Source organism: Pseudomonas luteola NBRC 103146 (assembly GCF_002091675.1).
Taxonomy (GTDB): domain Bacteria; phylum Pseudomonadota; class Gammaproteobacteria; order Pseudomonadales; family Pseudomonadaceae; genus Chryseomonas; species Chryseomonas luteola.
In genome coordinates this window covers 1-19,478 of the sequence record NZ_BDAE01000044.1, presented here as the reverse complement: position 1 = coordinate 19,478, position 19,478 = coordinate 1, and the positions used below count along the sequence as shown (strand labels likewise).

At 48.1% G+C, this 19,478-nt stretch carries 16 protein-coding genes and 1 pseudogene; 6 read left to right on the top strand and 11 right to left on the bottom strand.

What is annotated here, in order from left to right; all coding sequences use genetic code 11:
• Positions 1–176: 176 nt before the first annotated feature.
• The 4 genes from PLU01S_RS26465 to PLU01S_RS23935 all read right to left on the bottom strand — a co-directional run bounded on the left by PLU01S_RS26465 (position 177) and on the right by PLU01S_RS23935 (position 3,709).
• A complete protein-coding gene (locus PLU01S_RS26465) occupies positions 177–527 on the bottom strand; it encodes a Rap1a/Tai family immunity protein (protein ID WP_353681969.1) in 351 nt (116 codons plus the stop codon).
• A 28-nt stretch (positions 528–555) separates the two neighbouring features.
• Entirely contained in the window at positions 556–1,200 is a 645-nt protein-coding gene (locus PLU01S_RS23950; protein WP_084339945.1) for a hypothetical protein, read from the bottom strand.
• A 140-nt stretch (positions 1,201–1,340) separates the two neighbouring features.
• A complete protein-coding gene (locus PLU01S_RS23945; protein ID WP_074830349.1) occupies positions 1,341–2,468 on the bottom strand; it encodes a hypothetical protein in 1,128 nt (375 codons plus the stop codon).
• A 728-nt stretch (positions 2,469–3,196) separates the two neighbouring features.
• On the bottom strand, positions 3,197–3,709 hold the full coding sequence (locus tag PLU01S_RS23935) for a putative molybdenum carrier protein (RefSeq protein WP_233432245.1): 513 nt from the start codon (positions 3,707–3,709) through the stop codon (positions 3,197–3,199).
• Positions 3,710–4,052: 343 nt separating this feature from the next.
• Between PLU01S_RS23935 and PLU01S_RS23930 the strand changes: the two genes are divergently transcribed.
• The 3 genes from PLU01S_RS23930 to PLU01S_RS23920 all read left to right on the top strand — a co-directional run bounded on the left by PLU01S_RS23930 (position 4,053) and on the right by PLU01S_RS23920 (position 7,729).
• Positions 4,053–4,319 carry a CopG family ribbon-helix-helix protein gene (locus PLU01S_RS23930; RefSeq protein WP_074830354.1) on the top strand — a complete coding sequence of 89 codons (267 nt, stop codon included), beginning with the start codon at positions 4,053–4,055 and terminating at the stop codon, positions 4,317–4,319.
• Positions 4,320–5,967: 1,648 nt separating this feature from the next.
• On the top strand, positions 5,968–6,966 hold the full coding sequence (locus PLU01S_RS23925; protein WP_074830357.1) for a DNA-binding protein: 999 nt from the start codon (positions 5,968–5,970) through the stop codon (positions 6,964–6,966).
• A gap of 55 nt (positions 6,967–7,021) precedes the next feature.
• Complete coding sequence (locus PLU01S_RS23920) at positions 7,022–7,729, top strand: hypothetical protein (RefSeq protein ID WP_074830360.1); 708 nt, start codon at positions 7,022–7,024, stop codon at positions 7,727–7,729.
• A 1,695-nt stretch (positions 7,730–9,424) separates the two neighbouring features.
• Here the strand turns inward: PLU01S_RS23920 and PLU01S_RS23910 are convergent.
• Positions 9,425–9,718, bottom strand: coding sequence for a DUF4326 domain-containing protein (locus PLU01S_RS23910; RefSeq protein WP_019366936.1), 294 nt, complete (start codon positions 9,716–9,718; stop codon positions 9,425–9,427).
• A 56-nt stretch (positions 9,719–9,774) separates the two neighbouring features.
• Positions 9,775–9,987 carry a hypothetical protein gene (locus tag PLU01S_RS23905; RefSeq protein ID WP_074830365.1) on the bottom strand — a complete coding sequence of 71 codons (213 nt, stop codon included), beginning with the start codon at positions 9,985–9,987 and terminating at the stop codon, positions 9,775–9,777.
• Between the two features lie 179 nt (positions 9,988–10,166).
• On the opposite strand from PLU01S_RS23905, the gene PLU01S_RS26760 reads away from it, so the two are divergent.
• Positions 10,167–10,391, top strand: coding sequence for a DUF7740 domain-containing protein (locus PLU01S_RS26760; protein WP_435873449.1), 225 nt, complete (start codon positions 10,167–10,169; stop codon positions 10,389–10,391).
• 295 nt (positions 10,392–10,686) lie between these two features.
• Here PLU01S_RS26760 and PLU01S_RS23895 read toward each other — a convergent pair whose 3' ends face one another.
• From PLU01S_RS23895 to PLU01S_RS23885, 3 genes are all read right to left on the bottom strand, one after another.
• On the bottom strand, positions 10,687–11,652 hold the full coding sequence (locus PLU01S_RS23895; RefSeq protein ID WP_074830368.1) for an endonuclease: 966 nt from the start codon (positions 11,650–11,652) through the stop codon (positions 10,687–10,689).
• 666 nt (positions 11,653–12,318) lie between these two features.
• Positions 12,319–13,320 (bottom strand): PD-(D/E)XK nuclease family protein, encoded by a 1,002-nt coding sequence (locus tag PLU01S_RS23890; RefSeq protein WP_074830371.1) that lies wholly within the window; start codon positions 13,318–13,320, stop codon positions 12,319–12,321.
• Positions 13,321–13,426: 106 nt separating this feature from the next.
• A complete protein-coding gene (locus PLU01S_RS23885) occupies positions 13,427–14,443 on the bottom strand; it encodes a hypothetical protein (protein WP_074830373.1) in 1,017 nt (338 codons plus the stop codon).
• Positions 14,444–14,838: 395 nt separating this feature from the next.
• Between PLU01S_RS23885 and PLU01S_RS23880 the strand changes: the two genes are divergently transcribed.
• Positions 14,839–15,627 (top strand): N-6 DNA methylase, encoded by a 789-nt coding sequence (locus PLU01S_RS23880; RefSeq protein WP_233432246.1) that lies wholly within the window; start codon positions 14,839–14,841, stop codon positions 15,625–15,627.
• Positions 15,628–16,177: 550 nt separating this feature from the next.
• On the opposite strand, the gene PLU01S_RS23870 is transcribed toward PLU01S_RS23880, so the two are convergent.
• Entirely contained in the window at positions 16,178–17,701 is a 1,524-nt protein-coding gene (locus tag PLU01S_RS23870; RefSeq protein ID WP_074830380.1) for a Fic family protein, read from the bottom strand.
• Positions 17,702–18,234: 533 nt separating this feature from the next.
• On the opposite strand from PLU01S_RS23870, the pseudogene PLU01S_RS26285 reads away from it, so the two are divergent.
• Positions 18,235–18,423: pseudogene (locus PLU01S_RS26285) on the top strand (IS630 family transposase); the annotation flags it as partial.
• 174 nt (positions 18,424–18,597) lie between these two features.
• Here the strand turns inward: PLU01S_RS26285 and PLU01S_RS23855 are convergent.
• Complete coding sequence (locus tag PLU01S_RS23855; RefSeq protein ID WP_139208973.1) at positions 18,598–19,284, bottom strand: DUF6928 family protein; 687 nt, start codon at positions 19,282–19,284, stop codon at positions 18,598–18,600.
• Positions 19,285–19,478: the final 194 nt, after the last annotated feature.

Genomic DNA, 19,478 nt, shown 5'->3' with positions numbered 1-19,478 from the left:
GCACCCTGGTGACACCTGCCGGCGCATACTGCCGCTGCGAGGGGGCCTCTGGCCACGCTAGCTTCATCCATAAAGCCGTATCCGCGTTCAGAGCTACCGGGTTCCGCTCAAGGTGCTCACCTACTAGGGCAGTATCCAGATACTGATGTGGGCTGCTTAGATCAGCTGATCAAATATCATTTGCACGGATAAAGCTTTGCAGCAGAGCGGATCACCATTGTGCTTTCATTCTCAGCAAGCAACTCTTGATGGGCGTTTCCATAAGCAACAATACTTTTTACGTAATCCAGATTGCTAATTTTGGGCATGCAAACGCTGCTATTGTGCATCGCCTCTTGTATCCGGAACATATATCTCATCCCCCGCATGAACCCCATGCATTCACCCGCTTGAGATGTCTCAAATGCATTAGCCGGCTGTGTGGGATTATCGACTAGTCTGATGAACACACTACAAATCCGAATCAGTTTATAACCATCATCAGGTACAGAGTGGGCTAGGGTAGGTAATAGCAAGAGTACTCCCACTAAAGGTCACTGCCTCCAGATCTTTAGTTTACTCATTATTGGGGGATTCCTTTAGCTTATTCGAGCTAGGTTTAAAGGGCGGAATATTCAGTGCGTTGCGCAGGCTCCGTACACGGCTAGGGGATGCGCTGTATTTGGTAGCAAGGGTGTAATCACTTGCTGTACCCAGCTCACGTTTAAGCTCATCAATAGCAGGGTCAATCCTTACAAAGGCGGCTATCGATCTTTCTTTGCGAGCTTTATAAAGGGCGTAATCAGGCACACCATACTCTCGGGCAAGATCAGAGTCAGGGACTTTCCCAAGCTTCAGGATGAGCTCTTCTGGCAGCTCATCATTATACTTTGATCGTTTAGAGCAGCGGGGGATACCTAGACTGGTACGTTTAGCCCATACACCTTTACGGTTAAGCCCTAGTTTTGAGGCAACTGAGGCGTCAGATTCAACGCCTAATAGTGCTAATGACTCAGCAGTCCATGAGAATTCAACAGACCTGTCTGACGAAACCATGCTTACCTGGCGCCTAGGTATACCAAATTGCTCACGCTTTCGCTGTACGGTCATACTCGACACACCTAGGCGTCGGGCGATGCTTGCATCCGTTGCCTTTCCCAGCAGGGCAAGTATTTCTTCTGTCCAGCGATCGTTATTTTTTGAGTTTCTGATTTGAGCCATATAAAGACACGTATTAGCTAATCAACCAAACGTATAGATTCTTGTTTGATAAAAGGATGTTAAGTACTAAGCATGCTTGGGTTACAGGCTTAGCTGATGAGAGTGATGTTATTTCCGATTAAGGCATTAATCGGAAATAACTAAATGTTCGGGCCGGGCGGCTCATGGTTATCAACAGTCCGCTCATGCTGACAGGAGCAAGCCTGGCTCACTCGGCTAGGTTGATCATGATCAAACAGCGGCAAGCTCCAGTTACGATCGGTTGAGACAAGAAATCTTCGCTCAATCTTAAACTCCTGTGCCCAGTGCTCAGGAATCTCTCGGCTACGCAATATAGCCATTACCCTATTTGGATCCGGTTCTTGCAAAAGCATTTCGATCGCCACGGTGTCAGCCATACCGATGCGATACTGTTGAGTTAGCTCCCTGACTATACTCTGAAATGCGTATTGTTGAGGCTGGGTGAGCAGGTCTGTAGTAAAAAGCCTTGCCAACTCGCCTTGCTTGAGTGACTTCAACTGCTGCAAGGTTTGCTTCTCAAAAAGGGGCAGGCTGTTATGTAGCTTATCATTCACCCATCCGATTACGCTCACCGCCCAATTGGCCCAGCCCCCTTGCAGCTTGCTCTGCCAACGTTCAAGGGTGTATTTGTTCTGATCAAAGTTTGCCGCCCTTCGCCCGGCCAGGTTGACTGAAAATAGCCGGTAAGCTGACAGTGCCGAGATCCCTATCATTGCAGTAGTCAGCGCTTGGGAATCTGATTGGCTAAGGGCCGGATAAAAAGAGGTGCCGAGTTCGAAGACATGGCTCGCAATAGTGTCAAATATAGGAAGGTTATGCATCTTCGCAGCAACCATCCCTATAAGGCCGATACCGACGACTGATTTCCTTAATTCGAAGAGGGTACAGATTCCGAGTTTGCTCGCAGCTATATCGGCGAGTTTGTCATAGTGCTTCCAACTACGGATCGATGGGACTTTGTCAGTCAACGACTCAAAAGCCGCGTGCTCAGCCGCCCGGAGACGGAAGATTTCCTTTTCGAGCCCGGCTTTGTGGTAATCGATTGCCTCTCCAGCATCTCTTTGGATTTGGTTTACTGCAGTATAGGTATCCCGCGCTTCATCCATCAGCTGTGCGTAGAGTTGCCCGGTCAACCGTGCGCCTTCGAGCATCAATACATCAAATTCAGTATCAATTTCCGAAATAGTCTTTCTCACGCCATCAAGGAAGGATCGAAGCGTTCCTGTAGGTTTAGCCTTTCGTCTCACTGATAGGACTCCAGGATGACTTTGAGCTCATCTAGGGTTCTTTCAGCGTTAACAAGATGCTTGTTAAGTAGGCGCTGACAGTCCACAAGTCGATGATCTTGCGTCTGGTAGAAGTGAAGCAAGAGATTGCTGGACTTGTTAAGCCTATCTGTTATCAGTTCAAGCACCCTGGTAATTTCAAGGCCGTCTTCAGCTCCGATCCTTGCTCGGTACGTCTGCGTTAGCTGGACGAATTCTCCGCACCTCCCCATAGCCTGCTCGGTTCGTTCAACCAAGCTTTCTAATGCCATTGGGCCTGAAATTTCGTCCATGCAAGGCATAGTATTCATCCTGACAGGTAATAATCCCACACATATTCTTTTGAATATACTGTGGTAAACATCCTTTTATTTTATCAAAATCTACTTGATGCCTGCCACAAAACTTATGAACACGAGCAGTATGCGCAAACTAACTTTAGCTTGCTCTCGCACCCATTACCGAACCCAGAAGGGGCATGGATTCAGGCTGAACCCCTTTTGACAGTATAAAAGAGTCGCTCAGAAGGGCTGCGGGCTTCACTTCATGAGTTACAAATATCGCTTACATGGGTTGCTAAGGGATAAAAGCAAACTCTTGATTAAGTCTAAGCCTCGTGTAGCTTTGATGAAGGTTTGGCTGCGCCGGCGATCGTCCATAGAGCTATCACGAACTGACATGATATTGAGGTGCCGACTCCTACAGATGTATCAGCTCAAGCGCAGCGTTACATCACACTGAAAGATTCGATCCAGAGCTTCATAGGTAGCCTGATATGTACCAGGACATCTAGATTCACTTGGCCCGGCTACATTGATCACCTCAGGAGCTTCCTGAGTAAGCCAATCCAGGACTTCGTAGAACTGCGATTTATTATCTGCAGCTAGCTGATAAACCTTTACGGGCTTGGCCAGCTTTTCTGCAAGGGTGTAGGTCAACAAAGACCCACCAATAAGCGGCCCCATCATAAAAATTACGGTTGCATCACTGGACTCGATATTACGTCGTGTCCTCTGCCGATACCCAGTTGACTCAGTCTCTAGCAGGTTGTAGCGACTATCGATACTTCCATCGGTGCTGATCCTGCCCCTAGGGCACCAGCCACCATGGGCGATGCCATGATCAATGGCCCAGTCCAATCCAGCTCGATCGGCTCCGGTTTGACCACCTGAAATTATCTTTGCAATAGACCAAGGCCAAGATGCGCGTTTCGTATCCATCATTAAGAACAGTACTCAGATACGGTCGATTTGTAGGTTGATTATGGCCTAGATCGCCTAGCTACGGTGAACAGACATAGGCGCCCTATTAGTGAATATCTCATTTCTGATAAGTATGGTTATCAGAAATACAGCAGATAGATCCATTACATATGTAATAGGTATATGCATTACATGAGTCTCTAGCTTGAGCTTCTTTCAAGCTATGCTAAGGAGTCAGGCTATGAGTAATAAAGATACGTATGTACGGAGGCCCTACCAACATTTTTATGCGGTCTCTGTGATGGAAAAACGTGACTGCTAGAGATACAATGACCACATCGTAAACATTGAAAACAGGTGTTTTATGTCAGTTCCAGTCACGGCACGCGTTGAAAAAGATCTTGCTGAAAAACTGCAGAAACTAGCTGACGCAACGGATCGGGATAGAAGCTTCCATATTGAACGAGCACTTCGTCTCTATGTGGAACAAGAGTTATGGCATGTAGAGGCTATTCAAGAAGGCATCGCAGATGCTGACGCTGGAAATCTTGTTGATCTGACCGATATTCAGAGTGGATGGATTGGACGTGCCAAGGCTAAAAATAACTCAGAAAGCAATTCAGGATCTTGAGGAGGCGCTTACTCGCGTAATCGGTACAGAAGCCAAGCAAAACAAAGCACATGATGTGCTTGCTATGGCCAATACCCTCTCAAGAGCTCCCTATTTAGGATCGCCCTCTCCAATCTATGGAGTTCGGGAGCTCACAATGCATGAGGTACAACGCGTCGTTGCGTACCGCTTTAAAGCAGGCGAACTGCAAATCTTAAGGTTCATACCAGACAACACAGATAGGCCTGGATGACGCTAATGTCATCCTCCTCTCTAGAGTTCTGGCATCAGTGGTTTTAACGGGATGCGAAACAGAGGCAAATCGGACAGGTATGGACGGCTGGGACAGGCGTAATGTCAGGGCCATCTAGCCAGCAGCAGTCTAAAATGTAGCTAATAAAGGACACCTTTATCAGTCCAAGCATGTAGCTATACACCAGTGCTCTGATGGATTGCTCGTGGTTACTCTGGCGCTCAGCTCCCATATAGAGCTGGCGTTAACAATTAAAGAGCAATGAGTATCAGACAGCTGTTCAGACTGCTGTCCGCTAAGTGCGCAGTACTTATGGCGCCCTAAACTCAGCCGGTCATCATTTGTCGTGTTCGGTTTCTGAGCAAGCGAGTATTGAGTGTAAAACCCTGCCACCATCTCTTTCCATGTGCCGTTGATACACTCCATTGGCCGTCCAACCTGGCTATATGCTTTACTTCCAGTTCCTGGACATGGAGTGCCTTCAACCGCATAGATGATTGACATACCTGGAGGGCCTGAGTCGCCCTTCAAAAGGTCAGCTTGAGCGTGGGACATTAAAACAGGCCCAGCTAAAGCTATGCGCCAGGCAACCGTCATCATCTTTCGTCTATAGATCATTTTGATGACCCTATTCCCCAAATAGCGTTATGTAAAAATCTCCACCGTATGGGTTTGAATAGGGCTCAGAGACAACCGTGAAGGTCGTTCCAGGGGCAACCCAAAAACCCACTACACATGTTCTTGCGCCATTGGTGGCATTATCAGCATGGTGTGCCACCCCTACTCCATTGCTAGCAGCAATCAGAGAACATGAGTTACCGCAGGCTTGCTTGAAGCATGGATTGGTAGGATCGCCAGTATGTGCATTTCCACCAAAGGCATTAACAAAGATTGGACCTGGTCGATCATTCACGCCTGTGTATGTTTTGCGAACTAAGCTCTGGTAGTAGTAATGACCGTTGAACGTGGAGCTACTCCAGCGTCCGGACTCACACATAAGAGCCTTACCTGTGGTCGTCAGCGCTGCCGCCCCATTACCTGGACAACTCTCACCTATATTGGCATACGGGAGAGTCATCGATGGCTGAGTCGTCCCGCTGTTTAACAGATCTGCGGCCCCTGCAGAACCTGATAAAGCAAGTAGAAACAGAAGACAGTGGGTATAGTACTTCATAGCCAGCCCGTATTTTTTAGCTATTACTATAGTAAAATGACACATAGTATCTTACGGAACTATTCTCCCGTGTGATATTACTTTTCTAGCTAAAATGACTCTGAGAAGCTGAGTGTCTGAATTTGATTGATCTTAGAGACTTCAAAAGCATAATGTTTTATCAGTCTAGAGTCAGATCAGCCCCTCGCGATATAAAATGAGCCTCCTGATCCTCCGTCGCCCCATACCCGTATGAGATACCCATGATGAGCAAGCAATACAGCCCTGAAACCTACGATGCCGTCATGAGCCTCTTAAAAAACGGTGATACTCCATCATGGCGAAAAGTACGGGAGATAACAGGCCATGGCGCCAGTAACGCTATTGTTAGGGAAGTCCGCCAAATAATGTCTGAGCTTGCCGAGCGTAGCGCCGGCGGGGACTATCCAAAAGCAGCGCAGGATGCCTTTTGGAATCTTTGGATGAATATCAAAGAAATTGCACTCAGTGAGTTTAGCCAGGAGCGCGATCAATTTCGCAGTGAAGCTGAAGATGCGAAAAAAGCTGCCCAGGAAACTATGGAACTCCTTGAGAGAGCTCAAGAAAGGCAGGCAGAGCGCGAAGATCAGATTATTCTCATGCGTGAACAACTTAACCAAGCTGCTCAGCGTGAGGCGCAGCTAATAGCGCAGCTCGCTCATGCAAACGGTCGGATCGACCAAGAGTTGTCTCGCATGGAAGAGCTACGTACGGCGCATAAGGCCGAAATAGCCACGCATGACAGAGAAAGGGTTGAATGGCAGGCCAAATTAGAGGCTGAGACCGAGCAACGCCATAAGGTGGTTGCTGATATTACATTGGAGCATCAACGCAAGGTTGAGCGCCTTGAGCTTGAACTACACAATGAACAGGCTCGCTATAATGATGATACCGCTCGCTTTTTACGTCAGATTGACGAAGAGCGCGTACTGCACAGAAAAGCAGAGAAGGAAGCTCAAGAGGTTTGGCATAAACTAAGTGCGCAGTTATCCCAAGTCAACCAAGAGAAAGCGCATCTTGCTGGCCAGTTACAGGTTATGCAGAAAGAAATGGATAAAGTCTCTCTGAAAAATGAATCGCTTGAGGCCAAGAACGACGCGCTTCACACGGAAATAAGCAAGCTTAACGCCCTCCTCACTGAGCAAACCGCCCTACTTCATCAGGCTCAGCTAAAGGTCGTGAGCCTGACAGATAATGTAACTCACCAAGAGGCGGATGCATGAAGCCGTACGAGGCCAGAGGCAACTACCAGTAAGCTAAAGCAAGAGGCTGAACAAGATGTCTGGACGTCAAATTATCATCAGCGAAGAGCATCTTAAGGAGCTGATCCAGCAGCTCCAGCTTCGAGCATCGAACCTGGCAGATTCTGATGAGGATGAGAACCGGCGCCTGCAGGTACTCACCCAAAGCACACAAGCACTACTAGCCGATCACAGCCCTCCTACTTCACAGCCTCATGATCAGCACCCAAAGCTTCAAGCCCTGGCTAGCCGAGTCCTCAATGGATTCAGTGATTATTACAGAACCAAAGGGCTTGAAGAACTCGTTGCAGAAGGCATCAATGAAGATCGAGAAAAAATTGAATGTCTGACGCTAAGCTTGATTGGGGCAATGGACGTAATTGCTGCTTCCCGGGATGTAGCCGCTTCGTACAGCGATCTAGCTTCTTCAACTCCCGAAGAGGTCACTCTTGGCGCCAGACAGTTACTACCCCTTGTGGAGGCATTGTCCAAGTATGATGATGATCTTAGTAGCTCTACCCTTAACGGAGAGAGTGAACGGTGTCTACAGGCCACTGAGTTGATAAACGCAGCTGGCAAAGCACTGGGAAACCCTGCTAAAGGTATTGAGTGGTTTTATCAGTACAAGCATGTCCAACATAGCGGCCTTTCTGCTAGTGAGCTAGTAAGAGTCGGACGTGCTTCTACGGTTTTAGGCCTTATTAATTCACAGCTGATAAGTCATCCCGATTTACCGTGTCGGTGATCAAGCGAAGGAAAATAAAGCGGCTAAGCACCCGCAAACACAGAGAATAAAGATTGGAAGGTCTCGGCCAAGTCTTTCCAGCTCAGATTCAGTAAGCCGCTCCCACTGGTTTAAAAGAATCTTTCGAAACATACTGACTCACCCTGTAGGTGTTTGGATATCGGACCACATCATAATGAAAGCGAGGGAGAGCATCCACTTTCCATGAAAGCTAGCGAGTATTGTTGACGACACCAAATTTATAGCCGCGAATCATATCTACGGTCTGTTGTACACGCCCTGGAAGAGGGGCAAAATTCGGCGCCAGCTGCTTAAGTTATCCCTTAGTAACCGTGATGAAGTGCTCGGAAAGGTCAGGATCTGCTAGGCCTTGTCTGAAATTAGATTTCGGTTCTGGAATCTCTCATTTAAGCGAATGACAACCGATAAAAGTACGTTATGACCTAGATGAATAATCATGCGAAAGGAAATCGCATCTTCTCCACTGGTCGCCAGGGTAGGCTCGTACCTTGGCGACGTAGCCATGAAATGATATTAATATGATGTCAAGCCCCATTTCGAGTGGAGAAGTCAAACGATGACATATAATCCCGAAATACACGTTTTTACTAAAGAACAGCTGGATGAACACGACCTGAATATAGCAAGCAAAGTTCATCAGGCGACTGTCGCTAGTGTAGTTCGCCAACTCAATAGAAAGAGTCCTGGGCAGCTGCTGAACAGCTCACGAGATAACGGCAAGAGTTTACTTTGGGATGATGAAAAGCTTAAGAAGGTTCTAGCTCATATCGAAGATAGCTAGTGCACTAAAGAACTCCCGTGGTGACGGGCGGTGGGCCTGCAACTCTGTTTATCAGAAGGCCCTTTAACAACCGATACAGATTTGCATCTACCTCCTAGCACTTTTCCTCGAACAGTTAGGTTCCGGCGTTGTACGAGAAAGTTCCTCCGCATGCCACACACGTGTGGCTGTTCTCAGACCCGGAACGGCATGCGTCTGGATCGCCCTCGTTTTGAGCTCGTGTATGTCAGAGCCGAAGTGGCGTGTTACGTTCGGAGAGGGAGAATGCGTAACAGGGCAGATACTGCTCTTCATTCCCAGAGACTTCAAGGTGGCGGATTGCATAGCGTTAGACCTGAGCGATTCGATCATATGAATAATTATACGTCTTCGAGAGCGTATATTCATTCATTAAATCTATCACTCTTAGTCCCCACTGCGCAGACTGGGCAGTGCTAAATCATTGATGACGCTTTGAGTGCTAATGACCTTATGGCCTTTACCGGGGGCTCTAATTTGTCACCCTCAACAACGAGGCCTTCTCCCTTTTACTGGCGACAATGGAGAGTGTGTTGAATACAGTCGGCCGGAACTGCTTAAGCTTCATCCATCACATCGACACTCCCCCTCTAACGCCCACGCCTGCTCTACTGTGATCTGCTTGATGGAGCACCCCTTCTGAGCATGTAGTACAACTGATCGCGCATCATCGTCCGATGCATATCGATCGATAATAGTCTGAAGAGGCTGTGAGCACTTACCGCAAACGATAACTGTCGCAGGTTCGTTTCTTTGGATGATTGGCTTCATAGTTTCTTCGGGGCCAGCTTTGGAGTTTTCTGCAGATATCAGCTAGACCCCTAATATAGATTAAAGGCCAGATTACGGAAGGCTTGAAACTCATCCAGTCTGAGCTATAGCAGCGCTTGCGCGGCGCGATTTTTAGCCCAGGCCACTGCCGCAACGATTACATCACCATGGCAAGCTTTTGGTTTGCAAAAGCAGGCAAGACGTTTTCCATCAAGGTTGAGTAGGTCGGTCGAGGTCACTTCACCATTCAGTATCTGGCGCCAGAGATATTCACGATACTGAGCAATAACCTGGTCACGGTCGCCGTCCTTTCCGATCTGGTAGGGGTTGCCCCAACGACTACCTCGGCCAATATAGATGTCGAATGGCTGATGGTACTTATTGACTACTGTGCACATGCTTCATTGACGCGATGACTGATTCAAAGGGGCTAGAACCGATTGAGCTAGCGCCCCTATTTTAAGTCGGTACGGCAGGCCGAGACCAGGATGGACGTCGCTACAAATCCGCCAAACAAGGCAGAGGGAATCCAGGGTACGGCATGGTGAGGGAATAATAGACTCACGATCATAAGAAGCGCGGGTACAAACAGGGCCATGGCCACGTTATACAGGCAGTGCTTATTGCTTATCCTTCGCAAGAGAACCTTCATGTCTGTATTAGGCATTCTTTTCGTCCTGGTTTGGCTTACATGACCAAGGACCAAGTGTGCCTAAAGCAGTTCATGTCTTCTTACCAGACTATGAGCTGCTCCTCATTGATGTAGGGCGCAAGCTTCCTAGGTGCGCTGATTGCAAAGCGCTATAATCAAGCCTGGCCTGATAGATCTATAGTGAGGAAAGCCCATTGCGGTTCTATGACGCAATCGTCGCGCTCGCGCTTGTAGCCGAAATACACGGTACTGATCGAGCAGTGGCAGATGCAGCTAAACGATATTCCAAAACGTTACCCAGGCGCTATAGGCAACACATGTTCGACATCATGAATAGCCCTTCCCCTTTGCGCCATATGAAGGTCTTTGTAAGAACATTACCAGATGACATCATCTCTGCCCTGAATCAACCTGAATGAGCTCAGCACGCTATCGCTGAGTTTTAGGTATTCCTTAACTCTCAGCTCTCTTACTACAAAAGTCGATCACCTCGCCTCCTGCAAAAAAGACGTGTTGACTGGTAACGGTTGATATCTTATCTTTTAACGACATTGTGAATGTCTCCTGTGAGGAGAGCAGAGAAGACCGCGAATCTAATCTGCTAAGAAAAACCGCCTTGCTAGGGCGGTTTTTTTTGCCCTCAAAAAAAATCTTTTAATCCTTCAATATGTCTGGCCCCTAAGGTGACTTGATGCACTTTAAGGCAGCAGTGCTTTACCTGCAGTTTCCAGCTTTACGGTAACCTGCAGCCTGAGCCTCTGATTCGGAGCTAAACGCTACTTGATTCTTTTCCGATACGTTATCGTAGCTCGGGCATCCCTGAGGCAGATGATAGATATGGCTGCTCTTATTCCCAATTATCTTGCTGCCAGCCACAGGTGCCGATTCAACTTCAGGTAATGTCTTTGTTGATCTAGTGGTACGAGCTGGGATAGGACTGACGATGCCATCGCCAACCGGCTTATACCCCTGTACCCACTTTCGCTCACCAGTTACGAAAGGATTGTGGTGCCCCATGATGCTGGAGATACGATTATCACGCTCTTTTTCCCATGCGGTAACCGGGAATTGCCTATCCCATGCCATCAGAAGCTGCTGTTGTTGGCGCGACATGGAAAGGTCAAAGCGATCATACATATAGAACGTCGTTCGGGCCGTCAGGCCTTTAACCTCATCTCGCGGCTCAGCAGACCGGCCGGCAAAATCTACTCTGGTCTTACACTGGCCATATTGAGGCGCTACGCCAGTAACCATGCCATACTGATAGTTGCTACGGTCGCCATTAACCTCTCCTACCGAGGGATAGAGGTTGTAGAGGTCTGCTTCCATCGCACGGAAAACAGGATCATCAGATACGCAGTTCTTGCGACCCCCGTTCTGCCAACACTGGCGCTGATGGCCAAAGATCCAGGCAGGGACGATATGCTCCCACTCCACCCGTTCGGCCCGGTTCTGTTGAGAGCGTGTCTGATAGCCGCAGGAGGCAAAGTCAATACGCCCTCCGGACTTACCTGTCCATTGCCAATGGCATCCGCAGTAGAGCTCACCCTGAACACTATTAGTCTGATCGAAATAGATCTTCTCTTTCGCTACTACCTTAGCCTGGGCGAATGTAGCAGGTGGTTCAGCCTGCGCAGAAAAAGACAGCATAACCGATAGCGCCAGCAGAGCTCTTTTCATAGGGACATCATGGTAGGAAAAGGGGGGCATTATAGGCAGTATCTAACGGATGGCGCCTGTTGATTGCCAAAGCGCATTCATATGAAGAAATTGAAAGAGTGATCTGTATAGAGGTTGGTCATTAACTGATCAAAGCAGGTGTTTAATTGAGGTAGCCACGTCAGAAATAGGAAAATTACAAGACGTTGGCCTAAAAGAGACGACTACAGGCATGAGGAGGTCAGAACACCTGTAGCCGTCTCCACGACGGGTATTGCATTACCACAGACCTTAATCAGGAAATCCTTCTCCTACTTTCAAAATAGACATCTTCTGACGGTCTGCAAAGTCTTTCACTTACATTTTATAGAGACCGAGGACGGCAATAGAAAGCATTCTCCTTCCCCGCCTGGAGAATGCTGCCTGAGCGTGGCGAGAGTCTGAGAACATGGCCAATCGTCAGCAGGAATAATTTTTATTAAAGTTTGGTAAACCTAGGTCGTTAACTGAATAGTTACACCCTTCTCCATTGCTCCCTGTGTGACAAAGCAATGGATGCTGATGGATTCAGCCCTGCCATCCGAAGAGGCAGCAGGATAGTAACCTTATGAGATTACTATCCTGCTATTTTTTCGCATCGTTTATAGCTATTGCTGAGTTACCATGCTAAGCCGCTAAAGCTTGCTATCAAGCTGCCTCGACTATTTCCTCTGCCAGCCCTTTCAAAAAGTCTTCAACCTGGCGCAAATAAGCGATAGTAGATGGGATGTCTACTATGCCTGCCTCATCCACCTGCAAATAGTTTCCCGCTGCAAGTGCCATGGTCTTGCCTTCATGGTATTTAACCTTGGAGAACTCAATACCCTGGGCTTTGGCAGCCTGGATCACTCGCCTTGCCCACTGGGATCGTACTACTTTACGTTGTGAATCATCCTTGACCGATATTCTTATTTGAAGCTCCTTTTGGTTAAGCTGCAGATATCGCTTGGATACCAATTCATCGCCATGGCCACCCCACCAGAAGGCCATATATTGATGGGGAATCTGATCCCATTTGCCTTTGCCTAACTCGGCCTGTACGTGTTTGAAGAAACCAATCCATGCATGCTTGTCCCAACTTTCATAAGAGTTGGTCAAGTAGCCTTGTACACCCTCCTCAATTCCACTCAGATAGGCGTAGAAGTCTAGAAAGATCTCATTACTAACGCCATTTCTAATCCCTTCAGCTAAAACAGCGAGGAAATCTCCACGTGTAAAAACCTCATAGAGATTCTTCAGCACTGATGCGTAAGACGACTGATCGTGGGTTTTAAAATAGATCGGGACGACTGTATGAGTCTCTGGAGGGTATTTTTTGGTAATCAGCTCAAGATAGGTTGCCAGCTGGTGCTTGCTGTTCTTAGAGGTGGTCTTGTCTTCAATTAAAATTACATACTTGTCATTGATAGTGCACAAGACATCAATGCGCTTAAATTGACGCTCTACCTTAACGCTATGAATCACCTCGGGGACGCTGGATAAGCGCTTACGCAGTAGAGCGGTTACCAGCCCTTGGCCGCAGGCGTAGAGAGCCGGGTCCACCTGTTCGTACTTAGGAGACGCCCATGAGAGAAGCCAGCAGATAAAGGCGTCCTGAGACAATTCTTTTGTAGCAAATGAATAAAGGTTCGGCTTCATAAAGTTGGGCATTCCAGCTACTGCTTATGAATATGTGTTTGAGGCAGGGCAGCTTAGAGAATGGCCAAATTGCTTTGGCCACAATCCTGGCAGCCGGTCATAAGACGAGACGGATGGACTAGATCTCTAGGGCAGGGACGAGGCCTTGCGCCTCTTCTGCAACGATGTCTTCATAGACTCTTTTCAGAATGTCTTTGTATTCATTCGGGTCATCATTGTCCCATCCCTCATAGGTACTAAACGTAGTCAGGGCTTCAAAGAATGATTCGAACGATTGATACTGGCTGATACTCTCGCCCTCAAGCATCTCCAATATGAAATTTTTTGCCTCTGCGTCGGTGGGCTCGCGAGTCTCAGCGGGTAGCATGCCCCCAGAAAGGCTCAATACCTCAGCAACGTCCAGCTCAAGGTGGGAGTCAATCAGTAAGAGGCCCTGGTGGTTATAAGCGCCAATACAAAGCTCGTTTACGATCACCACCTGGTCGTCGCGAATACTGTCGATCGCCATACCGCTGTCTTCTGCCAGACTTTCCATGAAGCTCTGGTGGGCAGCATCGCGGTTTTCGGCGGCAATTAAATCCACCATATCTTCATCATCATCAAGCAGCCGGCCAGTGAACACATAGAGCTGATGTCCTGGACTCTGAGTGAAGGTGTCAATGCCCCCCACATCATTGAGTAATCCAACAAATTCAGCCTGGGTAATCATGACTGTTGACTTGGTTGAATCATGCTTAGCGAAGTCACCGGTACTAAACGATCGGATGAACTCTTCTTGAGCCTCCTGCAGCGTTTGAGCCACAACACCTTTTCGGTAGGTCTGCTTGCTATCAGCAAGATGGCCTTCGAAATGAAAGAGGCGATTGTTCGCGTTTAAACAAGTGACATCAAGCAGACCGCTTGTATCAAAGACGCCGATTCGCTGGTCATGCGTGTATACGATCTTTTGCTCGACCTGATCGGCATTCAACTCGTTTTCGGCAGCTAGTAATTGGGCAAATCGCTCTTGTGCGCAACCCGCATCAATGGAGGCGACGATTTTAAGGGTGTCTTCACTATCCCCAAGCAGACGACCTGTAACGACATACAGGGACTTTCCAGGGAGAACAGTACCTTTATGTTTGGGAGAACGCATAGATTACCTATCCATATTGGTTTTAATGCATGTTATATTATCGTATATACAATATGAATAGGTGATTTCATGTATCTTTTGACCCGTGTCATTGGTAAACAGCCCTCTCCTTTCGCGCCACAACGTAACCACAGCGTAAGCCTGGATAACTCAGAAGCGACACAGCGATCAGTCGGTACTAATGACGCCCTCCTGCGCCTCGATGCTTTGAGGGAGGTTGTTCAGTCAGTGAATGTAGTAAGACGCCTGAGTGCTCCTGTAGAGCCCTCTCCGGTCTCCGATGCGGATGCAGAGTGGTATGCCCTCACCTTGCCGACTTGTGAAAGAGGGTGAGGAGGATGCGAAAACCACAGGCCTATGCGCCTACAACTGCTGCTCAACACCGCTCACAGATCGTGAAGCTGCTTCATGCAAATAGTCGCTCTCGTAACCTCTGGGACGTTTTTAGCGACTTTGTTGAAATGGGCGCTTTGGCTTTTGCCAACAAGGTTGATCTTGCTCAGTTTGACGAGCGTGAGAACCGATATCTCAGGATCGTCAAACGCTACAGCCCTGAAGAAGTTAGCCGGTTTTGCGAGATGCTGGCGCACCTTACAAATGCTATGCATTTAGGTCCTGACGATGTACTGGGGAAGGTTTTCAGTGAGTTAGAGCTAGGCAATAGCGCTAGGGGCCAGTTTTTTACCCCTTATGAAGTTTGTCGCCTCATGGCACAAATGAAATTCAGGGATGCTGGTGAGCTACAACAGGTAATTAACCAACGCGGTTACGTGACGGTCCATGAGCCGGCGTGCGGTGCTGGCGCCATGATCATCGCGATGGCTGATACCTTCCATCATATGGGCATCAATTATCAGCAAAACCTTCATGTCGTTGCTCAGGACGTCGACTCCCGGGCGGTACACATGGCATATCTTCAACTTACCCTGATGCACGTCCCTGCCATCATTATTTTGGGTAATACGCTTACTCTTGAGCAGCGTGAGGTGTGGTACACCCCGGCGCATGTACTGGGGAATTGGAAACGAAAGCTTTCCCAGGGCTACCTTGAAGGTAGCGAGCTTGATCCAGCTAACCTTCGTAAAAGTACATCCGAAGATCTAATCGAACAGATGGGCTTGTTATTCCCGACAGAGGCTGAAGTTTGCGAAGAGCTACCAATGCTTGACGCCTATGGCACCTGATCACCCAAAGAGAATTCCCATGAATGGATACATCTGTGTGTTCGTAGAATGGCGAAGCGCGAAGCCAGTCGCGCTTCATTATGTAACTCGCCCTTTCCCAGGCCATCCTGACTTTGAGAGCCAAGTACGCGCCCTAGAGTCGTTTCGCTCACATGAGTTGACGCCTTTCAAAAAAGGCCGTGTACCCAAAGGGTCACCAGACCGGTTCAGTTTCAAGCATCTGGATGAATTTGAAACGGAGCTTGCTGTATATCGAGAAAGCAATATTGATATCTATGAGGCCCTACCTCTTCATCAGTACGACTCGACATGGGACTTCTTTGTAGCGATCGCCTTCGATATAAATACAAATAGGTTTAAGCCAGAAAGCTATCGTAGCGGTAACCTTGAGATATCCAGCTCATCCCCTACGGCTGTTGATGTTGTGAGGAGGTAGGGATAGCTGATATTGCTTAGAAATGAATGTTGGAACGCGTCAACGCTCCCTTCCTGATTAATAAAATACGTCCCTATCAGTAATCTCATCTAGCCTACTGGCAAGCCAGTGTATTCAAGGCTCCGGCGCCCAGGATGATTCTGCCTCACCGGGAACAGCAACTATCGAGTCGAAAGCCTCTTCAGCGATGAGTACCTCCTGGTCGTTTAACAGAGCAAAATGACTCTGCCGCTTCGTTTTCGAAACCTTTCCGCCATTCTGATAAAGCACAGCGATCAGCAGCTCAAGATCCCGATTACTTAAATCAAGCTCTGTGTTGAGCCTTTCTTTCAAAGCATCTCGGGCAACCAGATATGTAAGCTCATCATGTAACAACGTACTCAGTACGAGCTCAGCACTGCTATTAAGCGGCGCCTGCTGCTCAGTCAAATCGAGGTGGGTAAACAGGTGCGTATTGTCACGGACGAGTTCAGGCGGCTCTCCCAGGTAGTTCTGCTCATATTGGATAGCAGACATTAGCCTTGTCGATAGGCTATCCAAGCTCTGTATGTAGGCCTCAAGCTTGGTCTGCAGACCGGCAGAGAGCGGCAGGATAATCCCTTTTACACGTAGCCCCTCACTTGCCAACACATCCTGCATCAAGAACCGCGAAAGGCGCCCATTGCCGTCCATAAAGGGATGTATATAAATAAAGCTATGTGCAATGGCATTAGCTTTCACGATAGCTGGCGCATTACTAGTCTGGATACGTTCATGCATCTCAAACCATCGTTCCATAAGCTCAGGCACTCGCTCTGGGGGCGGCGGTAAAAGGTTAATGAAGTCCCCTCGCCCTAGCCAGTTTTGCTCATAGCGAAATGCCCCAACAGATGGGTCAGGCCTGTCTTTGCCAACTGCTATACGGTGGATATCAAGAAGCATTTCCTCTGTCAGAACTCTAGTGCCGGCATGCTCCAGAAGTCTGATAAATCGGTGGATCCGATCCGGAGCAGCCCTCTCCTGCTCAATCGCATAGGAGCTGCGGGTCTCTGAGGTCATGATATACAGTGCAGCGCGAGCCAGAGCAGCTGTAGGAAAGCCAGCTATCTCATCATGCATCCGCTGCTGTATTGCGTCGTTTGTGAGCGTATCCGGCACGCTTGCTCGCTCAATCAGGACTGACAGCCTAGGCGTACCGAACAAGTTGTCCCTTACTTTATAGCGACGTACATTTTGAGAAGGACCGACAAAATAACGCTCTGCTGGAATGAGATCCTCATAGGGCACATTGGCAAGCGCATCATCCAGGGCCAGACGGTGCCCAGCTACTTCCTCACAGATAAACCATAGTCGCCGCAGATAGCCACTGGATGGTTTCTCTTTAAGCGCCTGTGTCAGCTCATCGCGTATCTCTTGGATCTGAAAGGCTCTTTCAAGGCAACTCAGGTTTACACCTTCATGGGTTAAGGCAAACACCATATGCTCAATGGCGGCCGGCTGGCGCGCGTAGCTGCGAGGGAATACCTCGATGTCATAACCTGCGCCACGTGTAAAAGCCTGTCTGGGGCCCAGCTGAGCTACCCGTGCCAGTGCTGGAATATTCAGGCCGTAAGTATGTTGCAGCCAGGCGTAGCCAAGATACTCGATAGTTTTCTTCATGCACGGATTTCTTATAGTTTGCGCAGAATTTTTATATTTCTGCGCAAAAAGGTATGAATTCTTATAGTCATGAAGCCTCTGGCTTACGTCAATAGGAAATCATCCTAATAGATGACCTGTGTACAATCTGGAAGCCATTCGTTTCAGCTAGCAGCGCTCAACAGAATGAGCAGCTGTACCGGCAGCTGAATTCATGGTTCTTACCGATCTACATCGTAGGTCGCTACACCTTCTCCTACCTGTATCCAATCAGCTTCTGGAAGCCCAGGTCTGCTTATTGCGACGGTTACGGTCTGGCTCTCACCTGGCTCGGCCGGAAGCAGAGCAGCATGCCGAAAAGGTGTGTAATCAGGTGGCCGCATATAAGAGTTAGCCGAACGATGAAACTCCCAAAGACCATACTTGCCCGAGCTGCCGACTGAGCGCTCCAAATTGATCGTCACGCCATTTTTGAGACGGATTATGAGCATGGGACTATCTCTTAAAAGGAGCAGTTTAGTCCCTAACAACAGGTATGGCTGACTTAAGTGGGTTTCTCGACCCTTAGCCAGAGATGGATCAAGAGGCAATCACATACCAGAGTAAGCGATCTTGAGCAGTCTATTAATCATTACCTAGCTACTTACAACCAGAACCTGAGGCCCTTCCGCTGGAGTAGGAGCGCCGGTGAAATCCTGGCTTCGGTAGGTCGAGCAGCACGAGCTTTTTGTAGGAACTATTAAACGTACTTGTGATTCACCACACTAGAAGTTACCTGAGAAGTATGCAACAAACCGACATAGCTTAGGTAAGGAGCTATGCAGCAAACCTATAGGTTCGTTGCATAGTTAAAGTCGGCATGATGGGCAAGAATTTTGCAATTTCGTTTGATACCTTGTTGAGGCCCCATCCTAGCGCTACCAAATCTTCCACCAAGGTTTGGCTTTCCGGTGAGGGATAGCCACATCAGAACCAGGAGTGCTAGTGAGTTCATCGCCGAGATGAAGGAAGGTACACAGGGGCCGCTGATTTGTTATCCATGGACAGAATCCAAAGCTCTCCTCTAGAGCCTCCACAGCCAACCGCATAGTTAAATGGTCTTCCATAACAATCATCTGGCGATTATTGATATAAAGGACCTTAGCTCTCTCCTCCTCAGGAAGGTCATCATCCTCTTCCTCATAGTAATAGTCTGCCGTAAGCCACTTATGCTCGAATGGCTGCGGATCACCGTACTCAATGACATCTTCGCCTTGTACTTGAAATCTTGAACGCTTCAGAACACCGTTTTCGATGATGGCAAAGCCATGGGTGTCGCTCGTACTATAAATACAGAATGCTACAACAAGTTCTGGGTTACCCAGAGCAGCCAGATCAATGCCAATGCCTTTGGAGGGGTTTTCTAACACAGGATGCACAAGATCAGAGTTGGAAATGACCCAAACGTCATCGTAACGTTCAACAAGCGTATTATAGGGCTTGCGAGTGTCAAGATGACTAACTTGAAGGTTGGTTATTTCTCGCTTGAAAAGTCTTTGAACAACCTCTTCCGGTGATAATGCGGTTTTATTGCGAAAAACAATTGCGCCTTGTGACATTCCCATTCTTAGTCCCTGAAATAAATGTTTATGCTTATAAAAGTATTGTGTTAGGAGCTTTGTTAACGGCAATTGAGTAGCCGAATGACGTAGACTTTAGTGGCTAAGCTTAATTTCTCTGCTAAGACCTCAATCAAATTCGCCTTGATGCCAGCTTTTGGCCAGTCGGATCATTAGGGTTTGTCTGAAAAGTCGCGCTT

Excerpts from the sequence above, each read along its gene's own strand:
- PLU01S_RS23950 (WP_084339945.1), bottom strand. The coding sequence starts at position 1,200 with ATGGCTCAAATCAGAAACTCAAAAAATAACGATCGCTGGACAGAAGAA.
- PLU01S_RS23935 (WP_233432245.1), bottom strand. The coding sequence starts at position 3,709 with ATGATGGATACGAAACGCGCATCTTGGCCTTGGTCTATTGCAAAGATA.
- PLU01S_RS23930 (WP_074830354.1), top strand. The coding sequence starts at position 4,053 with ATGTCAGTTCCAGTCACGGCACGCGTTGAAAAAGATCTTGCTGAAAAA.
- PLU01S_RS23925 (WP_074830357.1), top strand. The coding sequence starts at position 5,968 with ATGATGAGCAAGCAATACAGCCCTGAAACCTACGATGCCGTCATGAGC.
- PLU01S_RS23920 (WP_074830360.1), top strand. The coding sequence starts at position 7,022 with ATGTCTGGACGTCAAATTATCATCAGCGAAGAGCATCTTAAGGAGCTG.
- PLU01S_RS23910 (WP_019366936.1), bottom strand. The coding sequence starts at position 9,718 with ATGTGCACAGTAGTCAATAAGTACCATCAGCCATTCGACATCTATATT.
- PLU01S_RS23905 (WP_074830365.1), bottom strand. The coding sequence starts at position 9,987 with ATGCCTAATACAGACATGAAGGTTCTCTTGCGAAGGATAAGCAATAAG.
- PLU01S_RS23895 (WP_074830368.1), bottom strand. The coding sequence starts at position 11,652 with ATGAAAAGAGCTCTGCTGGCGCTATCGGTTATGCTGTCTTTTTCTGCG.
- PLU01S_RS23890 (WP_074830371.1), bottom strand. The coding sequence starts at position 13,320 with ATGCCCAACTTTATGAAGCCGAACCTTTATTCATTTGCTACAAAAGAA.
- PLU01S_RS23885 (WP_074830373.1), bottom strand. The coding sequence starts at position 14,443 with ATGCGTTCTCCCAAACATAAAGGTACTGTTCTCCCTGGAAAGTCCCTG.
- PLU01S_RS23870 (WP_074830380.1), bottom strand. The coding sequence starts at position 17,701 with ATGAAGAAAACTATCGAGTATCTTGGCTACGCCTGGCTGCAACATACT.
- PLU01S_RS23855 (WP_139208973.1), bottom strand. The coding sequence starts at position 19,284 with ATGGGAATGTCACAAGGCGCAATTGTTTTTCGCAATAAAACCGCATTA.